Raw genomic sequence first — 17,666 nt, 5'->3', positions numbered from 1 at the left:
AGGGCATCCCGGCCGGTATCGTCAGGCCGGGCGTCCTGGTTACCCGCCTCGCCCCTGGCATCGTTACCGCCTGGTGTGCCGGATGCGTCGGGCTTAGCGGACGTATCGCCGCCCCCTGGCTCGTCGCGGGTATTGCGGCGCACCAGCAGCGCCAGTCCGGCAAAGACCGCCAGCGGCAATACCATGCCTTTATACAGCGAATGCTGGATATGCTCCGAGCGCGCGCCGGTGGACAACTCTGCCAGCGGCGGCAGATCGAGGTTTGGGTAGGGCACCCCGGCCAGCACCAGCACTTGGGTGCCGCCGCCCTCCTTCTCGCCATAGATATGCTGCTCATAGTGCGACACGGCGCGCGCATAGCGATCCGGGTCCGCCACCCGCTGGCGGGGATACAGATATTCCACGCCGGGGCTCAGCGCCAGACGCCGGCGGGCCTCGGCCAGCAGGTCCTCCCGCGTGCCGAAAATCACCGCGCCGGTGGGACACGCCTCGACGCAGCCGGGCAATCCGCCGTGATCCAGCCGGGCCACGCCCGGCTGATTGCATAGCTCGCATTTATGGATCTGGCCCAGCGGATTGTCATAATCGTACTTCGGCACGTTAAACGGACAAGCCACCATGCAATAGCGACAGCCGGTGCAGACAGCGGCGTTGTAGTGCACCACGCCGGTCCTGGGATGTTTTTTTAACGCCGACACCGGACAGACCGACACGCAGTTAGGGTCAACGCAATGCATGCACTGTTTTTTGATATAGGCGTAGCCGTCCTGGACCTGGTCCTTGTGTTTGCCTCCGCCGGCGGACCAGACCTGAATAATCGTGTTGGTATAGGGGCTGAGCTTGTCGTTGTCGGACCAGGTGGCCGCGCCGCCGGCATAGGTCGTCCCGCCGCTGGGTTTGGGCGAATGATTGACCTGCTGGCATTTCGCCACGCAGGCCTGGCAGCCCACGCATAAAGTGGAATCGTACAGCATGCCCAGAGCGCCCGTAATGGGCGGTTTATTCTGTGTCTGCGCCAGCGCGGCGGCGGGTGCCCCCGTCAACAGCGCCCCGGCGCAGGTCAGTTTAAAAAAATGACGTCGGTTCACGGCTCAATCCTCCCGGGACGGATCATCGGCCTGATCCCGCCGCGGCTTGTTCTGCGCCCGGCCCAGCTCGCGCACCGTCATCAGGCTGACGCCCGCCACCACGCCCAGCACGCCGCCAATCAGTCCGGTGGCGGTGGCCGATACGGGGGCGCCTTCCGGCTGATGCACCGGCGGCTTCTCCACCCTGGGGGTGGGGTTTTCCACATTCGCCAATTGGAAAATCCCCTTGGTAAAACCGATACCCTGCTCATTGCAGCCATAGCAGGGGTGGCCGATGCCCACCGGCCAGATGCCGCCCCCCACATCGCAAAACTCCAGGGTCGGGCAGTTGCCGTAGGTCTCCGGTCCCTTACAGCCCAGATGGTACAGACACCAGCCCTGGCGATGCCCTTCGTCGCCAAACTCCCGGGCAAAACGCCCCGCGTCGAAATGCGGCCGCCGTTCGCAGTTTTCATGAATCAGGCGCCCATAAGCGAAGGTGGGCCGCCCGGCGTCGTCAAGCGCCGGCGGGCGGCCCCAAGTAATGATATGGGCCACCGTCGCCAGGAAATTATGCGGATTGGGCGGGCAGCCCGGGATATTGATAATGGTTTTGCCCGGCAATGCCTCCTGCAGGCTGACCGCCCCGGTGGGATTGCTGCCGGAAGCCGGCACCCCGCCCCAGGCGGCGCAGGAGCCGATGGCGATAATGGCGGCGGCGCCTTTGGCGCACTCACGGATATGCTCGACAATCGGCCTGCCGGCCACCATACAGTATACGCCGCCATCCCTGAGCGGAATGGACCCGTCCACCACCAGCACGTATTTGCCGCGGTATTGTTCCACGGCGCGGCGCTTATTTTCCTCGGCCTGGGCGCCGAAGGCGGCGGAAAGCACCTCATGATATTCCAGGGAAATATCGTTAAGCAGCAGATGTTCCAGCGTCGGATGCGTCGCGCGCAGCAACGATTCAGTGCAGCCGGTGCATTCTTGCGCGCCAATCCAGATAACCGGCGGCCGCGTCGGTTGCGCCAGGGAGCGGGCCATTTCGCCCGCCGCACGGTCGCTCAGGCCCATGGTCGCGGCCAGGGCGGCGCAGAGTTTTAAAAAAGCGCGACGATCGATCCCAGAATGGACATGCGTCGAATTTGCCTTAATCACGTTATTTATTTCCTTAGCCCGACCCAACATCAAATTTGCTTAAAAATGATACGTCACGCCCATATGCGTAATTAAAGGGTCCAACTGAACTCTGGCTTTTACCGGAACGCCATTAAATTCACCATGTACATCGGTTGAACAAAATATCTTAGTGACTGAAGCAAACATACCGATATGTTCCGTCAACATATATTCAAATCCAGCACGAATTGTCGGGCCCATGGCATCATCGACATTGAGATTGGTTATTGCATTATCTTCGGATTTAAATACGCGGATATAACTGAACCCAGCGCCGATAAATGGCTGGAAGTCGCCAAACCCGCGATAATGATAATCGACGGCAAGGACGGCCGGCCCGTAGGTGACTTTACCCATATGCGTGCCACCGAATACACCCGTACCGTTCAGCTTGGTTTTGGGCGGTACACCCGTCATCAAAATAGCCGAGATTTCCGGCGTGAAAAAATAACCAATGCCAAGGGCCGCAGTGGTATATCCGGTGGCGTCTGCGCCTGCCTGGCGTATGTGGTTACCGGCAACCTCAATGTTAGCACTGGTGTTAAAATTCACGCGTGCGGGGCCGGCTTCCACATACCAGCCTTCCGCTATCGAACTTGATTTTTCGCCGGCAGCATGAGCTGGAGTAATATCGAACGCAAGAAAAATGATAGAAAATAGCGCTGTCAGCCAAAGGCTTTTTTTTCTGATGCATGACCGCCCGGTCTTGTTCCCTTGCCTAACATAAAATAATGAGGATATATGATCCATAGCTAACTTCCCTTGTCTGGTAAAAAGTTTTCAATTTTAAGTTGCATAAACCTGCTTGGTTTAAGTTGGCATATCTATAATTTTTTGAAGCATAACTATCACCCTACTAAAGTTGGGCGTTGCGCTTGAGAATGTCAGAAACAAGATCAGGATCGCATCTGTATATCTATATTTCGCTACAGAGCATTCGGTCGCTAGAAAAATTTTTTGCAAAAATTCCGTCGGCTAATTCATGAAAGTTTCGGAATATATATATAAGTGCCAATGGACTCAAAATAAGACAAAAAGTGGCGTTATTTTCTTTATCGCCCAACTAAAGTAGGGGGCCGGGTACACATCAAGGCTGAGATAATCTCGAATATCATTTCGGCAAATCACCCGATTCGCCATTAGATGAGCAGACCGACCAGAAAAAATAAAAAAGTGAAATTTTACAATATTCTCAAAGAGAAAAAATATGACCGCAACCATGGAAAAAAACAACTCGGATAAATACAGAGGTTCTTTCTTCAAACGTTTTATTAGGTCCGTATTCTCTATAAAAGGTGCCGTGATGCTTTGCGCGGCCATCGTGCTGGTCTTTTCACTGTACGATTTCGTTATCCTGCCGCGGCTTGACGTTTGGGGCGCCACGCCGGGAGAGATCGCCATGCCGCTACCGGGTGATGCCTTGATCCCTGGCAACCCTGTCTGGAAAATGAATGTTGCGATAACCATCGACGCCACGCCAGAGAAAATTTTCCCCTATTTTGTTCAGGTTGGGCAAGATCGCGGCGGGTTTTATAGTTTCGACTGGCTGGAAAGATTTTTCGGCTTCGGCATTTACAATACCTATACTATCCAACCCCAGTGGCAACACCTGAAGGCAGGGGATTTTGTGACATTTCACAAATCCGGAATGGGGATGCGCGTTCACCAGGTTATACCCAATCGCAATATCACGATGATCACCAACGGGCTGGAGCCAAACCATCCCCTACCCCAAGGCAAATGGGAAATGCTGTTGACACCGCTTTTCCCGCGGGAAAAGGGTGATTATGTCGCATGGAACTGGGATTTCAATCTTTTCCCGCTGCCGGATGGCAAGACGCGCATAGTCGTACGTTGCCTGGCGAGCGCCAAGGGAAATGCCCTCTCGATATTTTTCTTCAAGCATGCGTTTGCCTTGCCCTCGGATGTCATGGATATCGAAATGCTAAAACGGGTGAAAGGTCTGGCGGAAGAAAACCACCCTTAAGGCTGTCCCCGGTGGGCCAGGGGACATTGGCGGCCTTGTTAAAATACCCTACCAAAGTAGGGTCATGCCTCCCGCATAAAAAGCGATACTGGCGTAGTGTCTCATTGGTATGGATGGCCCGTTCCGCCACCCGTCATTGGACTGACCGCCGCCATGAAAAACGGCTTTACGTGATATAGGGGTGATAGATGATTGGTTATCAACCGAAACCCAAGGGGCTTGGGATACATGATTGGTTTAAGGATAAAATTGGCGTCACGCCTAAAACATGGAAAGTGATCACCTTTTTATTTCGCGTATTGCCCAGCGCCGCCAAATTGACCAAATATCCATTGATCGGACCAATGATCAAATGGGCGTTAATGTTCAGCCCTTACGATAAAAGATACACCCAGGGCATTACACTACCACTGAATATTGACCTGACCGGGGCGACACAAAAAACCCCGGTTCCCATCGATCTGATGAAGGATGCTATTCGTAAATCGAGCTATATACTCGCCCTCAATCGCTGCCTGTGCAGGGATTCCCATCATTGCCAGAATTATTCGCACGAGATCGCCTGCATTTTTTTGGGCAAAGCCGCCCGTATCACCGAAAAACACGGTCTGGGGCGGATCGTGACGGCAGAGGAAGCGTGTCTGCTGGTAGACCGTGCGGCCGAGCAAGGGCTGGTCGGACAAGCATTGTGGATTGAAGTCGAGCAATATGTCTGGGGTTTCGAAGACGAGACCATGGAAAATTTTCTGGAGTTTTGCTTTTGTTGCTCTTGCTGTTGTACTGCAATCAATATCACCAGAAACAGCACGCTCGACATACGGCGGCGGTTCAAATCCAGCGGCTGGCAAGCTGAAGTCAATGATGAATGCATCCTCTGCGAGAAATGCGCCCCGATATGTCCTCAGCACGCCATCACCTACGATAAGCAACGCGCGCTGGTTTCAACCGAATGCTTCGGTTGTGGTTTATGCAACAGCGTCTGTCCGACCGACGCCATTAACCTGGTAATGCGGGAACCGCTCAAAGAGAAAGTAGAGGATTATTTTACCGGATTGAAACTTGATCTTTAACTCCGGCTTCGTTGCTTTCAAAACCGTTTTATATAATAAATGAGGATAAACAACCAACATGCATTCTCGAACAATCATCGTCGGCGGCGGCAGTGCGGGCATGTCTTGTGCACTGCATTTAAAAGAATCAGGGCAAGAATTTTTGATGTTGACTGATATTCTTGGCGGCAGGATCCGTTATTCAGAAGAAGAAAAAGTGAATTTCGGCGCTTATTTCGTCATGAGCAATTACCATTTCGCAAAAAAACTGGTGACCCGGCGCACATGGATAAATCCCTTTAGCGTAACATTCCATAATAACGATAAAGAATGGTTCAATACCATTAGCCTGCACTCAGTTATGAGGCTACCCCAGCTGGTGAAATTTTATATCGCACTCTATTTCTTCATCAGGCATTATTCTCGTTACAAAATACGCTGCCAGACCATGCCGCAACGACAGGCTATGGCAGCTGATCCTTATATCGATAAGCTCTTTCATCAGCGCGCCGCCGACTTTATCCGTGAAAAGGGGTTTGAAAAAGCGGCCCATGACTATGTATCGAAATTTTCCTATGCCTGCACCGGTGTCGATATGAACAATATCACCGCGCTCGACATGATGAATTGCTGTATGGGGCTTGGCGTCCCTATCCATCGGTTTAGTTTTGATCGCCAGGCCATCGAGTCGAAACTTGGATATCGGGCGCGCCAAGAGTCGGTGGAAAAGATCCAACGGTTCAATAACGGCTACCTGCTGGAAACCGCGTCTGGGGCACAGTATTCGGCGGATAATGTGGTGTTGGCGACTCCCGCTTTTGTCACTAAAAAATTGCTCAACCTTGATATCCCCCTACGCCAAACCTGTCAACTTTACGTTTATCATGTCGAGGCAGTACTTAAGGAAAAATATGCCGACAGGCAAATGAATGTATTCTCATTCGAATCGGAGATCGTATTTACCGCTATCATGGATGACGGTAGTTATTTAATTTATGCCCGCGATCAAAATGAAAAATTATTAGATAAGGTATGCTCGCACTACAAAATATTAGGCAAGGTAGGCTGGGACAAGGCCATGTATGTTTATGGCGACGCCTACATGGAGCAGGATTTTGAGGACGGCCTTTATATCGCCGGCGATCATAACGGCCTTGGCCTGGAGCCGACAGCCTTGTCCGGGGTATATGCCGCGAATCGGATTATCAAAAAATACCAGCGTTAACTCACGTGGAACCGGTGTCCGATGTTCGAACGCAGGTAGACAGGGACATGACTGAAAGAGGATCCATCATGAAACTCCTTTGCCTCTTAGCGCAAGACCAAGCGGATAGTCATGAACGCTCTGTGCATTGTCGTCAATTTTCTCCGCGCTCGCCGGGAGCGGTATTGTTGGAAACGACGCTTATCCAGCAATTAAAGCATGACTGTTTATCTTGTCGCGTCACCTTGCTGGAGGCGCCGCCGGGTTTCGGGAAAAGTTTTGTCCTCAGCGCGCTTTATCACAATAGGGTGCAAAGCGGCACGGCCGCCGTTTGGGTATCGCTTAGCGAAACCGATAACGATTTGGCTGGCTTCAGCGCGCTATTGCTCAAGGCCTGGAAGCATAACGCGCGTCCAGGTCGGGACGTCGACTCCTTGGCTGCCCTATATGACAGCCCTCTGGATGTATTTGTCGATAACCTGGAATATTACCGCGATCCCGGGCTGGGCAAGATGATCGATCGGCTGCTCTCCTCATGGCCTGACGACTGGCGGCTTTGGCTGGCAAGCTCCCGCCATGTAGAAATTGACATTGTCCGCTATGAAACGGAAAGTACCCTGTGTTATTTACAGATGGCTGATCTGTGTTTCACACTTGAGGATATCCGCCGTTTCATGGCCCTGAGGTGTGAACTTCCTCAAGCCGCGGCTGACCTGCAGCACATTTACGACCGCACCTTGGGATGGCCCCTGGCGGTATCGCTATTGGCAAGTATCCTGCAAACACCCGAAACGGACCGAGCACTATTGAAACAATTTTCGGGCAGAGATATCAGTATCTCATCGTTCCTGAGAACACAATTGCTGGCCTGTCTTGACGACCCGCTATTGGAATTTTTATACAAGATCGCCCCTCTTCCCCAACTGAATTACGACCTGTGCCGCTACGCAACCGGCGATGCCAGGGCGGCAAAATATCTTGAGCGGCTACTCGCCGAAAATTGCTTCCTGATTATTTTAGATCGCAACGGTCAACAGCTGGTGTTCCATCCGTTAGCACGCGAAACATTTATCATTGAGGCGGAAAAAAATCTTGATCCCCTAGTGCAACGCAGCATCCTTGAACGCGCCTGCCTGTGGTTTTGGAGAAATAAAGACACTGCCAACGCCGTCGAATGTGCGCTGGCGGCACGATCGGTCAGTCAGATAACCTCGCTCTTACATGATATTGCCCCCGCATGGGTCGGCCAGAACGGTGGTCTGTTGTCCTATATCACCTGGGTGGAACGGGCCAAGCAAACCGGGGCCGTACTGTCGCTGGAATCGGAGTATTGGTATCTTTGGGCCTTGCTCTATTCCCGTAAGCATCAAAAGGCATTTGAACAATCGACGCAGCTATGGCAGTTGTTTGCGAAAGAACGATCTCTGGATATGCCCGCCGAGCGGGAAAGTGCCTTTCGCAGACGATTCGAAGAGCTTCGTATCCTGATTTCCTTCTTTCAGGACGAAAATGAACTGGCCGGCAAGGAAGCGTTGAAGTGGCTGGATAACGACATCGCCCAAAACCAGCTCAGCATGGCGACCGTGGCTTGCTGCGTGGCTATCAATGCCAGCATTAATTTCGATTTTAACACTGCGCGACAAGCCATGAGTACTGCTCAGTCAGGCATAGCCCTGTCCAATAGCGAATATGGTGCCGCTTGGGTAGCCGTGCTATCCGCGCAAATCGATTACTTCGAGGGTGATTACCGTCATGCCATTGAGATGTTGACAACCGGGCTGGCGCGGGCGACTGATGCCCTTGGCAGCGTGACCAATATCATATCCACCATGCAATTACTGATGGCCAGCTGTTTGTTGAAAACAGGCAGGTATGACGAAGCATGGGTTCATTTAATGCCGGGCCTGCGCTTTATATCATTGCATGGCGTAAGCGAAATCACCTTTTGCGGCATCGCGGCGGCGCTGGATATGTGGGATGGTTCGCAGTCAAGCGCGTTGGCCCCCGCCGCCCTGGGCCGATTGGTTGAATCCTACCCGCCGCCGATGGGTGTGGTTTTTCACTGTCTGCTGATTCGGCGTTTGCTACGCATGGGCCATATTGAGGAGGCGCTTTACCAGGCAAAACAGATCGGTATGGAATTCGATCATCTCGCAAGCCACATCAAAGCGCCGTCTCTGTTTGTCCAGGAACTTATCGCCATGACCCGGCTTGAGTATTTTTTTAGCCTGGGAATGCACCGGCAGGCGCTCTCGCTTGCCGGGGATCTTTTGGAAAAGGCCACCATTAACAAACGGCGGGGGCGTATCGTCGAACTTGAAATCATGATCGCCATTATCGCCTTCCATTCGGGCGACCAGAACCAAGCGCTGCACCATATTTATCGTGCCATCCGCTTCGCGGCCAAGCAGCACATTGTTCATCCATTCCTGGTGAGAATTGACATGATCCATACCATTCTTGCTCTTTCTACCAAAAAAGGGGGATTTATCGATCGGGAAGAGAAAATTCTATTTCAACGACTGTGCGATGCGGACTCCGTCGCCTTGGGACCGGATATTTTCGCTTCCGGCCACAATAGCACCCAAGGAATAGTGGCCACCAATCTGACCGCCCGGGAGCTAGAACTTATGCATCTGGTTGATGGAGGCTTATCAAACCAGCAAATTGCTGATTGCATTAATGTTTCTATAACCACCGTGAAATGGCATCTTTCCAATATCTATGTAAAACTGAATGTCCGGAATCGCACAGCGGCATTGGCGACTACCCGTGCGCTAAAATTACTTTAGGCTTCAGAAATGGCCCCGGCTTAGCGGTCTCGCATCAGTGCCGCCAGCGCCTCCCCGGCCACAGTAGTGATATCCAGAAAATGCCCCCGGTTGTTCCGCTGGCTAAATGCCGCCACCAGATCGACGCCAGGCAGATGGGCAATAGTGGCCGCTCATTTCTCCCTTATAAATTCTCCGGCGCGCTTTCCTGGCTGAAGAACACGCGGTAGATGCTCTGGCGCAGCGCCGTGAGATATGCGCCGGCGCGGTCTCTGGGCCATGGCGAGTCAACCGTGACGATCCGCTTGATGGTCCCTGGCCGCGGCGACATGATGACAATGCGGTCGGCCAGAAAGAGGGCTTCGTCGAGATCATGGGTCACCAGGATCATGGCGGTGCGCTGCGTCTGCCAGATACCCAACAGCTCCTGCTGCATGCGGATCCTGGTCAGCGCGTCCAGCGCGCCGAACGGCTCGTCCAGCAACAGCAGCTGCGGACGACTCACCAGCGCGCGGGCGATGGCCACCCGCTGCGCCATGCCCCCCGAGAGCTGATGGGGATAGCTTTGCTCAAAGCCCGGCAGTCCCACCAGGCCAATGTAATGTGAAACCAGCGCGCTGCGTTCATCGGCGGGCAAATCGCGAATGCCGAACTCGATATTCTTCGCCACCGTCAGCCAGGGCAGTAGCCGATGTTCCTGGAACACCAGTCCGCGGTCCCGCCCCGGTCCGTTGATGGGGTTCTCCCCCAGCATCACGTTACCGCGGTATCCGCGCTCCAATCCGGCAATAATGCGCAACAAGGTGGTCTTGCCGCATCCGCTGCCCCCCACCACGCAGGTGAACTCTCCCGGCGTAATGTGCAGGTTGATGTCATCCAATGCCAGCAATCCGCTCTCGTCCGAGCCGAACGCCCCGAACGCCTTGGTTACCCCCCGGATATCCAGGGGCAGGCTCTGGATATCAAGCGCACCGTCGCTTACGTTGCTCATGCTATTCTCCCCGCCGAAACGCATCACCGGGCCTTGTAACTCAGCAATCTGCGCCCGGCCATTTCCAGCAGGAAATCCGAAAGTTTACCCAGGATGGCGAACAAAATCACGCTGGAGAGAATCACCGACGCGCGTCCGGTCATCTGCCCGTCGATCATCAAAAAACCCAGTCCGCGGCTAGCCCCCATCATCTCCGCCGCCACCACAAACATCCATGCCAGCCCCAGCCCGCTGCGTAGCCCAATGATGTACTCCGGCAACACCGCCGGCAAGATCAGTCGCCGAATCATCTGCAATCCGCTCATCTGCAATCCGCTCAGTCGGTAAACTTTGCCCACCTCAATCAATTTATGATCCACCAGATTAACCGCCGCATAGGTATTGATATAGACCGGAAACGAACAGGCCAGGGCAATAAGGATAATTTTCATTTCCTTGCCGATGCCAAACCAAACGACAAACAGCGGGATGACGGCGATAAACGGAATGATACGGACAGTCCGCATGGAAGAATCAAACATCTCTTCGGCAAATTTAAATAATCCATTGGCGATGCCTAGGCTAAGCCTCATCACCAGGCCAAAGAACAACCCGGCACCGGCCCGCAGGCCGATGCAGCCTATCAGTTGGTCCACCGGCATGATACGGTGTATTCCACTGCCAGGTTCATAACGATGAATCGCCGGCGCCAGGATATCGATAAAATAGAGCGCCTGTTCCCGCACCGACCACAGCGGGCACTCCCCCAGCCGTGCGGACCGGCAATACGCATTCAACCTGATAGGACATCGGTATTCCTCCTACTACACCCGCGCCAACGCGGGTACGGACATTTAGCAAAACAGATAGAGGCCATTTTCACGATCAGATAGGCTATAAAGCAATCCTAAGCATTGGCACCTTCCAGCCAATGAATGAAGAAAAGACTTTATTGATTTTCGCCATTTCCTCTCCGAAATGATATCTCCCAAATCAATCTATTTTTCAGATATTTTAACACCTAAAATTCCCGTTTTTAATCCCATTATTGGAGGAATAACATATTCATCATTCTTAATTTCTGGAATTGACCGGGTTTTTAAAATGACAGATTTATTCGAACCCACTAAACCTGAAACGCTGAGCCACTTTATCGGCAAACACTTTATCTACACTTATGATATTGGCCGGCAGTCCGAGATGTATCTGAAGGCCGATTGCGCGCCCGATAAACTGCCGGCGGATTATGTTAACCGGCGCAGTTGATTTTTCACGTTCAATCGGCCAGCAGCAAGTCGGCCATGGCCCGAGTGGCGATACCCGCACGATCCCGGCTGGCATAACTCAGGTAAAGCGGGATCTGGCGCGAGCCCTCGCTCCCCAGAGGCAACGGCACCAGGCGTCCCGCCGTCAGGTCGGCTTTAATCAAATGGCGGGGCAACCAGCCGTAACACAGACCGCTGCTGACCGCCCCAATGGCCGCTTCCACCGTACTCACCCGCCATTGCCGACTGGTCAAAGGCTGAGTATACGGCACCACCGGGTTGCCATCATAACGTTGAATGGAAACGACCGGATAACGCGACAGCGTGGGTTGAGTCAGGCTTATACCCCGCTGATGCAGCGCATGGCTGGGATGGGCGACGGCGACCAGTTCAATATCGAACATTCTGATGGCATGCTGGCTGGTTATATCCCAGATGCTGACGGCCAAGTCATAGGGCACCGTTGCTGGATCCGGCGCCGGCTGGCGGACCAGTTCCCGGAGCTCTATCTCCACCGTCGGGTACTGTTGTTGAAAGAGGGTCAATACCTTGAACAAGCGCTGGCGGGGGAAAATGCTGTCGATAAGCAAACGGACCTGCGCTTCATGGCCAGCCGACAATGCACGGCCCCGAGCTTCCAGCAGGATCATGTCTTCAATCAACGGCGTCGCCTCGGCCAGCAGGGTCCGGCCTGCTTCGGTCAACTGTGCTTTGCGCCCGTCGATCTGCAGCAGCGCCACTCCCAGCCGCTCCTGCAAACGATTAATCGCATAACTCACCGAAGATTGGCTGCGATTGAGCTGTTCCGCCGCCCGGGCAAAACTGCCGGATTCAACCACGGTGCGCAATACCGACCATTGCTCAAGGGTAGTTTGCGGAATTGGCGTCATCGACTGCCCCCCTTAAATACACCGCGAAAAAGGCGGTGGTCCATTCGCAAAAATGAGGGCTTCATTATCTCCTTTTTTTTCGTTAGCGGGAGTAAATCATGCAACCTGCCCCACAAGTTCAGCAATGGCTGGAACAACTCCATACCGGCGGCGCGCCGGCGCTGAATACTTTATCGATAGAAGATGCGCGCGCCGCCTATTGCCAGCTCAGCGTCCAGTTTGGCGGACCGAGTCTGGAGATGGCCTCGGTTGATATGCTGACCGCCCAGGGGCCGGCGGGGGATATCCCTTTGCGCCGCTATCGACCCATTGGCCTGGACGTCGCCCAAGCCCCTACCCTGCTTTATTTTCATGGCGGTGGTTGGGTGATAGGCGACCTGGATTCCCATGACAAAGTCTGCCGCCATATCGCGGGCTACAGCGGTTGCCAGGTCGTATCGGTGGGTTACCGTCTGGCGCCTGAATATCCAGCCCCTGCGGCGGCGGTCGATGCCATCGCCGCATTGATATGGGTCGTCGAGCATTCCGATATTGCGGGACGAAGGCGCAATGTATGCCGACCGGCTGGAGCAAAATAATGTGGAAGTGGTACGCCGTAACTTTCCGGGGATGATCCATGGGTTTATCGAATTGGGCGGCGTGCTGGCGGCTACCACAGACGCGATGGAAACAATCGATCTGATGCTATGTCAGCGGTTACTCGGCGAGCGTCGATGACGTGAGCGTCGTTCACGGCGCCGGTTTAGCAGGGCCACTGGCGCCGTGGACGATCCGGTGACATAAGCCTCGCCGGCACTGGCAGTGCGACGCGGTTCAACACTGGCCCTGGATATTTTCCAGAAACAGCGTCATTAAAACAGAAGGATTATCCACCATGACTGATAGATATCGTGCACTACAGGCCACCGGCAACGGTGCGCTTGAATTGGTCGAACGCCCTCTTCCGTCCCCCGCAGCCGGCGACGTATTACTCGCTGTAGAGGCCTGCGGGATCTGCCATACCGATGCGTTTACGGTGGACTATGGCTTTGAGGGCCTAACCTATCCCCGCGTTCCGGGCCATGAGGTTATTGGCCGCATCACGCAACGCGGCGAAGGCGTTGATCCCCGCTGGCATGTGGGCCAGAGGGTCGGCGTAGGCTACCTCGGCGGGCGTTGTGGTCAATGTGAGTCATGCCGTCGCGGTGATTTCATTAATTGTACTCAGCAAACGGTCACCGGGGTGCACCGCGACGGGGGCTACGCCGAAGCCATGACCGCCAGTCAGCATGGTCTTATCGCCATTCCCGACGACCTGGACTCCATTAATGCGGCGCCCCTGCTGTGTGCCGGAATCACCACCTTCAATGCACTGCGTAAATCGGGGGTGAAAGCCGGTCAACTTGCGGCCATCCAGGGGGTCGGCGGTCTGGGCCATCTGGGTATTCAATATGCGCGCCGCATGGGCCTGCGCACCGTCGCCATTGCGCGCGGAGCCGACAAGCAACAACTCGCCGTTGAACTTGGCGCGCATCATTACATTGACAGCCGGGCCGAAGATCCGGCGGCCGCGCTCATGGCATTAGGCGGGGCGGACGTGATTGTCGCGACCGCCTCAAGCCCCGCGACCTTCGGGCAACTGCTGCGCGGCCTTAATAGCCGGGGATGCCTGGTGATCGTGGGTGCCGGCGGCGAACCCATGAGTATCAATGTCGGCGACCTCCTGGCCGGTGAACATTCGATACAGGGATTCATTACCGGGACGCCGGGCGAATCCGAGGACATGCTCAATTTCAGCCTGCTGCAAAATATTCGTCCAAAAACAGAGACGATGCCGCTAGAACGCGCCGCCGAGGGGTACGCAAAAATGATGCGTAATGAAGCCCGTTTCCGCATTGTTATCACCATGGGCTAATTGCACCATCCACCCTACACTTTGTAACTTAATGATAATAAGAGGTGATCATCATGACCAATAAAACCTTACCCGCTGAGCTGATCGTTAATAATCAACCGGCAACGCATGAAGACTTTACCCGGCTACTGGCTTCGCTCAAACGCTGTCATCGCGGTTCAATACCCGCCGCGCCGGAGCGTCGGGATCGCCTGACGCGGGCGATCCGCTTGCTCAAAGAGAACAGGGACGCTTTAGTCGCCGCCTATAGCCAAGATTTTGGTTTCCGCAGTCCGGTAAATACCCTGATTTCCGATATCCTGGGGTCGGTGGCTGCTCTGCAACACGCCCACGACCATTTATCCGCCTGGATGAAAAGTGAGGTGCGCACATCTCCTTTCCCGGATACCCACGCGTCTATTGACTACCGCCCGCTGGGCGTCATCGGCATCATCAGCCCGTGGAATTTTCCGTTAGTCCTGACCTTCGGCCCCCTGGCCGGTGTCATTGCCGCGGGCAATATCGCGGTACTCAAACCCTCAAGCATGACCTCCCGCGGCTCCGCGCTGCTTTGCCAGCTTATCGCGGAGTCCTTTGCCGCCGAAGAGATCTCTACGGTTCAGGGCAGTGGGGCCGGGGCATTTTTTTCCTCTCAGCCTTTTGACCATTTGGTGTTTACCGGCAGTACGGCCACGGGCAGACAGATCATGCGCGCCGCGGCGGAAAATCTGACGCCGGTTACGCTGGAGCTTGGAGGCAAATCCCCGGTCATTATCTCGGAAAGCGCTGATTTACGTCAGGCGGTCGAACGCATTATGACCGTGAAAACCTTTAACGCCGGGCAGATCTGTATTTCACCCGATTACGTCATGCTGCCGGGGCGTAAAATAGCGGAGTTCGTCACGCTCGCCCGTGAATTTGTTGCTTCATCGTACCCTGCGCTCAAAGATAATCCGGATTATACTGCGATCATTAATCCTGATGAATTCAACCGGCTTAAGGGTCTCATCCATGAAGCGGCCCAGCTTGGCGCCGAGGTATCCGTGCTTAACCCGGCAAATGAAGACCTGGACGGCGAAGCACAGCATAAAATGGCCCCAACGCTGTTAGTGAACGTTCCGGCGGCGGCTCGGGCGATGCAGGAGGAGATCTTTGGTCCGGTTCTGCCGGTGCAGGGCTACGCCGACTTAAGCGAATGCATTGACACCATCAATGGGCTGCCCCACCCGCTTGCCGCCTATTATTTTGGCCACGACCCGGCTGAAATCGGACAACTGTGCGAACACACGCTTTCCGGGGCGTTGGTGATAAACGATGTTATGTCCCATGTCCTGATCCACGATCTGCCGTTTGGCGGCGTGGGCGCGTCGGGAACCGGCGCCTATCACGGAATAGAAGGTTTCAAACGATTTAGCCACGCCCGCCCGATATTCGTCCAAAGCCAGGCCGGACATTCCAATCTGCCGATGCGTGCGCCTTATGGTAACGACGTCATGGCGTTTTTGAACGCGCAGCTGGGAAGCGGTACTGATTGAGTCCAGAAAACCCCTTCACGCCTGGCTTAAACATCGCCGTCGCGCAATTATGGCAGCGAGGGGGGGTCTGTTTTAACACACTGCTTTCTGTATTCGGCTATTTTATTCAGTGACCCGGAAACAGGCAAAACCTATTTTTCGACGGGGTCCGCGCAGATTCAATCATTTTAACTGATAGTTATACTATTAGTGCCCTTTGTGCCAATAATCACCCTTAAATAATCACATCCCCGTTTATTTATACTAGGCTTTAAACAACTTAATAAAAGGAGTTTGGTATGAAGACTGTTCTTTGTGTTTTATCCGTCGTAATGTTTTCAGCATTCCTCGTTGGCTGCTCCAGTAATTATGCAATGAGTACCAACGACGGACGAATTATTGTCAGTGATGGCAAGCCGAAGGTTGATAATGAAACCGGAATGATTAGCTATACCAACGCTGGCGGCACTGAGCAGCAAATTAGCACAAAAGAGGTAAAAGAAATGGTAAAAATAGAATAAACAGCCTCACTGTTTATTGAGGTTGGGTGATTGCTAAAACAGAATATCTTAATAATGCCGACGGCAGTATTGATCCCCATTGTGAGGAAGGTCAACAGGTAAAAAATATTCGTGCAGATGCCGGGCTGGACAAGTCCAATTGCTATAGCCCAGCAAAGATATTCCGCGGCTGGTTGGCAAACCAACCGGCAACGGTGCGGTTTCCTCTTCACCGCCTGGTTTTAGTGGCTGCCCGGCTGTAGAGATTATGGGTTTCAGACCTCGTAGCACTCCCGCTGGGTTCTTTTCATTGCTTATCCAGGCAGCCGAAACTGAAACCTAAGGCGCGTCACCTGAATCTGATGTCACCGAAATTATTATTCATAAAGTAGCCGGGGTATGGCGTAATGAAAGGGGCCAATCGCCTTCCCATACCATGTTGTCTTTAAGGATTTTAGCACTGTACTCCAGGCAGATCCTGACCGGTAAATTAAGATAGATCCGGTCCATTTCCCGTATCAATTCACCGGCGTCTTTTGTCAAGGCGTAGGTCCTCAGAAAGGTTTGAATATACTGCCGGGTAAAACCAATGGTTGAAGGATGCAATTTATCATTCTGTGGTCCATGGCCGGGAACAACCACCTCCGCGCCCAGTGTGTCGAGATAGTCCAGCGTTTCAAACCAATCATTGAACATATTCATATCCCGGGCATCAGCCACTCAGACGTGCGCATCGGAAAAGACCAAATCCGATGCAATCAGGGTTTTTATTGAAGGGATCCATATCGGCGCGATATTGCGGCAATCGCCGCGCAACAATCCCAAAATTTCCAGTCAGGCGGTGAGCATTCAATAACGTAAATTGTGAATCCACCAACAGCGCCTCTTTTGCACCATAAATAATCGTTTAGCTGACACCAAAGCCCGCTTGCTGATCGCTGCTGATAAAAACTTTTATATTTAATGGTGTAGTATTCATATATATCTATACCTTATTTTATATTGATGTTAATACTGCGGCCTGGTATTTCACTGACCTGAATTACACCTGATGGATTAATATATATCCAGCGGCACTTCCTAAACCCGCTGACGCAGCGTATTAGCTGACCGTTAGAGCCATGGCATAGGTATGCATGTCCTGGCCGACAAAAGTCCGGTTGAGTTCGGCGCTGTACGCGTCCAAAGAGGCCTGAGAGAAATCGCTCTTCTGCAACGCGGTGTCAATGGCCTTCGCGGCTGCGATGCCCGACCCGGCAACCAGATCCATGCCCCGCACCGTCAGGCCGGTATTCAGCGTCAATCCGGCCGCGTCTCCCACCACCACCAGTCCCGGCCGGGTGAGGTCATGAACCATCGCCGCCCCCCCTCGGCCACCATATGGCAGCCGTATT

The 17,666-nt window shown here is 53.7% G+C and carries 16 protein-coding genes and 1 pseudogene; 9 read left to right on the top strand and 8 right to left on the bottom strand.

All coding sequences use genetic code 11. The features are described from left to right. Positions 1-119 precede the first annotated feature (119 nt). From hybA to HB631_RS15815, 3 genes and pseudogenes are all read right to left on the bottom strand, one after another. A pseudogene (hybA, locus tag HB631_RS15825) lies at positions 120-1,088 on the bottom strand (hydrogenase 2 operon protein HybA); the annotation flags it as partial. Positions 1,089-1,091: 3 nt separating this feature from the next. Next, positions 1,092-2,225, bottom strand: a complete 1,134-nt coding sequence (gene hybO, locus HB631_RS15820) for a hydrogenase 2 small subunit (RefSeq protein WP_213992269.1) — start codon at positions 2,223-2,225, stop codon at positions 1,092-1,094. Positions 2,226-2,267: 42 nt separating this feature from the next. Next, positions 2,268-2,999 carry an OmpW family outer membrane protein gene (locus tag HB631_RS15815; protein WP_213992137.1) on the bottom strand — a complete coding sequence of 244 codons (732 nt, stop codon included), beginning with the start codon at positions 2,997-2,999 and terminating at the stop codon, positions 2,268-2,270. Positions 3,000-3,456: 457 nt separating this feature from the next. Here HB631_RS15815 and HB631_RS15810 point away from each other — a divergent pair, with 457 nt between their 5' ends. The 4 genes from HB631_RS15810 to HB631_RS15795 all read left to right on the top strand — a co-directional run bounded on the left by HB631_RS15810 (position 3,457) and on the right by HB631_RS15795 (position 9,281). Further along, a complete protein-coding gene (locus tag HB631_RS15810; protein WP_213992136.1) occupies positions 3,457-4,236 on the top strand; it encodes a hypothetical protein in 780 nt (259 codons plus the stop codon). A 188-nt stretch (positions 4,237-4,424) separates the two neighbouring features. After that, positions 4,425-5,306 carry a 4Fe-4S binding protein gene (locus HB631_RS15805; RefSeq protein WP_213992135.1) on the top strand — a complete coding sequence of 294 codons (882 nt, stop codon included), beginning with the start codon at positions 4,425-4,427 and terminating at the stop codon, positions 5,304-5,306. 145 nt (positions 5,307-5,451) lie between these two features. Continuing rightward, positions 5,452-6,510: an FAD-dependent oxidoreductase gene (locus HB631_RS15800; RefSeq protein WP_213992134.1), complete on the top strand. Its 1,059-nt coding sequence runs from the start codon at positions 5,452-5,454 to the stop codon at positions 6,508-6,510. Positions 6,511-6,578: 68 nt separating this feature from the next. After that, positions 6,579-9,281, top strand: coding sequence for a LuxR C-terminal-related transcriptional regulator (locus tag HB631_RS15795; RefSeq protein WP_213992133.1), 2,703 nt, complete (start codon positions 6,579-6,581; stop codon positions 9,279-9,281). A 163-nt stretch (positions 9,282-9,444) separates the two neighbouring features. Here the strand turns inward: HB631_RS15795 and HB631_RS15790 are convergent, their stop codons facing one another. Further along, entirely contained in the window at positions 9,445-10,251 is an 807-nt protein-coding gene (locus tag HB631_RS15790) for an ABC transporter ATP-binding protein (RefSeq protein ID WP_213992132.1), read from the bottom strand. Positions 10,252-10,274: 23 nt separating this feature from the next. Further along, positions 10,275-11,027, bottom strand: coding sequence for an ABC transporter permease (locus HB631_RS15785; RefSeq protein WP_213992131.1), 753 nt, complete (start codon positions 11,025-11,027; stop codon positions 10,275-10,277). A gap of 307 nt (positions 11,028-11,334) precedes the next feature. On the opposite strand from HB631_RS15785, the gene HB631_RS15780 reads away from it, so the two are divergent. Beyond that, positions 11,335-11,496, top strand: coding sequence for a phenolic acid decarboxylase (locus tag HB631_RS15780; protein ID WP_213992130.1), 162 nt, complete (start codon positions 11,335-11,337; stop codon positions 11,494-11,496). A 10-nt stretch (positions 11,497-11,506) separates the two neighbouring features. Here the strand turns inward: HB631_RS15780 and HB631_RS15775 are convergent, their stop codons facing one another. Then, complete coding sequence (locus HB631_RS15775) at positions 11,507-12,385, bottom strand: LysR family transcriptional regulator (protein ID WP_213992129.1); 879 nt, start codon at positions 12,383-12,385, stop codon at positions 11,507-11,509. A 98-nt stretch (positions 12,386-12,483) separates the two neighbouring features. Here HB631_RS15775 and HB631_RS15770 point away from each other — a divergent pair, with 98 nt between their 5' ends. The 4 genes from HB631_RS15770 to HB631_RS15750 all read left to right on the top strand — a co-directional run bounded on the left by HB631_RS15770 (position 12,484) and on the right by HB631_RS15750 (position 16,293). Next, positions 12,484-12,963, top strand: a complete 480-nt coding sequence (locus tag HB631_RS15770; protein ID WP_213992128.1) for an alpha/beta hydrolase — start codon at positions 12,484-12,486, stop codon at positions 12,961-12,963. 296 nt (positions 12,964-13,259) lie between these two features. Continuing rightward, the gene (locus HB631_RS15760; protein WP_213992126.1) at positions 13,260-14,279 is read left to right on the top strand and encodes a zinc-binding dehydrogenase; all 1,020 of its coding nucleotides are present in this window, start codon (positions 13,260-13,262) and stop codon (positions 14,277-14,279) included. Positions 14,280-14,332: 53 nt separating this feature from the next. Next, on the top strand, positions 14,333-15,793 hold the full coding sequence (locus tag HB631_RS15755; protein WP_213992125.1) for a coniferyl aldehyde dehydrogenase: 1,461 nt from the start codon (positions 14,333-14,335) through the stop codon (positions 15,791-15,793). 278 nt (positions 15,794-16,071) lie between these two features. Further along, entirely contained in the window at positions 16,072-16,293 is a 222-nt protein-coding gene (locus HB631_RS15750) for a YgdI/YgdR family lipoprotein (protein WP_213992124.1), read from the top strand. Between the two features lie 360 nt (positions 16,294-16,653). Here the strand turns inward: HB631_RS15750 and HB631_RS27075 are convergent, their stop codons facing one another. Both HB631_RS27075 and HB631_RS15740 read right to left on the bottom strand, forming a co-directional pair. Continuing rightward, the gene (locus HB631_RS27075) at positions 16,654-16,968 is read right to left on the bottom strand and encodes a hypothetical protein (protein WP_255557042.1); all 315 of its coding nucleotides are present in this window, start codon (positions 16,966-16,968) and stop codon (positions 16,654-16,656) included. Between the two features lie 406 nt (positions 16,969-17,374). Continuing rightward, positions 17,375-17,629: a hypothetical protein gene (locus HB631_RS15740; protein WP_213992123.1), complete on the bottom strand. Its 255-nt coding sequence runs from the start codon at positions 17,627-17,629 to the stop codon at positions 17,375-17,377. Positions 17,630-17,666: the final 37 nt, after the last annotated feature.

The organism is Sodalis sp. dw_96, from assembly GCF_018449575.1.
GTDB lineage: Bacteria > Pseudomonadota > Gammaproteobacteria > Enterobacterales > Enterobacteriaceae > Acerihabitans.
Note: the sequence above shows the minus strand (reverse complement) of the source record. Positions and strands in the feature narration are given on the sequence as shown.

Coding starts and splice junctions, on each gene's coding strand:
- HB631_RS15740 (WP_213992123.1), bottom strand. CDS start 17,629: ATGGTTCATGACCTCACCCGGCCGGGACTGGTGGTGGTGGGAGACGCG.
- HB631_RS15780 (WP_213992130.1), top strand. CDS start 11,335: ATGACAGATTTATTCGAACCCACTAAACCTGAAACGCTGAGCCACTTT.
- HB631_RS15770 (WP_213992128.1), top strand. CDS start 12,484: ATGCAACCTGCCCCACAAGTTCAGCAATGGCTGGAACAACTCCATACC.
- HB631_RS15795 (WP_213992133.1), top strand. CDS start 6,579: ATGAAACTCCTTTGCCTCTTAGCGCAAGACCAAGCGGATAGTCATGAA.
- HB631_RS15775 (WP_213992129.1), bottom strand. CDS start 12,385: ATGACGCCAATTCCGCAAACTACCCTTGAGCAATGGTCGGTATTGCGC.
- HB631_RS15805 (WP_213992135.1), top strand. CDS start 4,425: ATGATTGGTTATCAACCGAAACCCAAGGGGCTTGGGATACATGATTGG.
- HB631_RS15750 (WP_213992124.1), top strand. CDS start 16,072: ATGAAGACTGTTCTTTGTGTTTTATCCGTCGTAATGTTTTCAGCATTC.
- HB631_RS15800 (WP_213992134.1), top strand. CDS start 5,452: ATGTTGACTGATATTCTTGGCGGCAGGATCCGTTATTCAGAAGAAGAA.
- HB631_RS15810 (WP_213992136.1), top strand. CDS start 3,457: ATGACCGCAACCATGGAAAAAAACAACTCGGATAAATACAGAGGTTCT.
- HB631_RS15790 (WP_213992132.1), bottom strand. CDS start 10,251: ATGAGCAACGTAAGCGACGGTGCGCTTGATATCCAGAGCCTGCCCCTG.
- HB631_RS27075 (WP_255557042.1), bottom strand. CDS start 16,968: ATGTTCAATGATTGGTTTGAAACGCTGGACTATCTCGACACACTGGGC.
- HB631_RS15755 (WP_213992125.1), top strand. CDS start 14,333: ATGACCAATAAAACCTTACCCGCTGAGCTGATCGTTAATAATCAACCG.
- HB631_RS15760 (WP_213992126.1), top strand. CDS start 13,260: ATGACTGATAGATATCGTGCACTACAGGCCACCGGCAACGGTGCGCTT.
- HB631_RS15815 (WP_213992137.1), bottom strand. CDS start 2,999: ATGGATCATATATCCTCATTATTTTATGTTAGGCAAGGGAACAAGACC.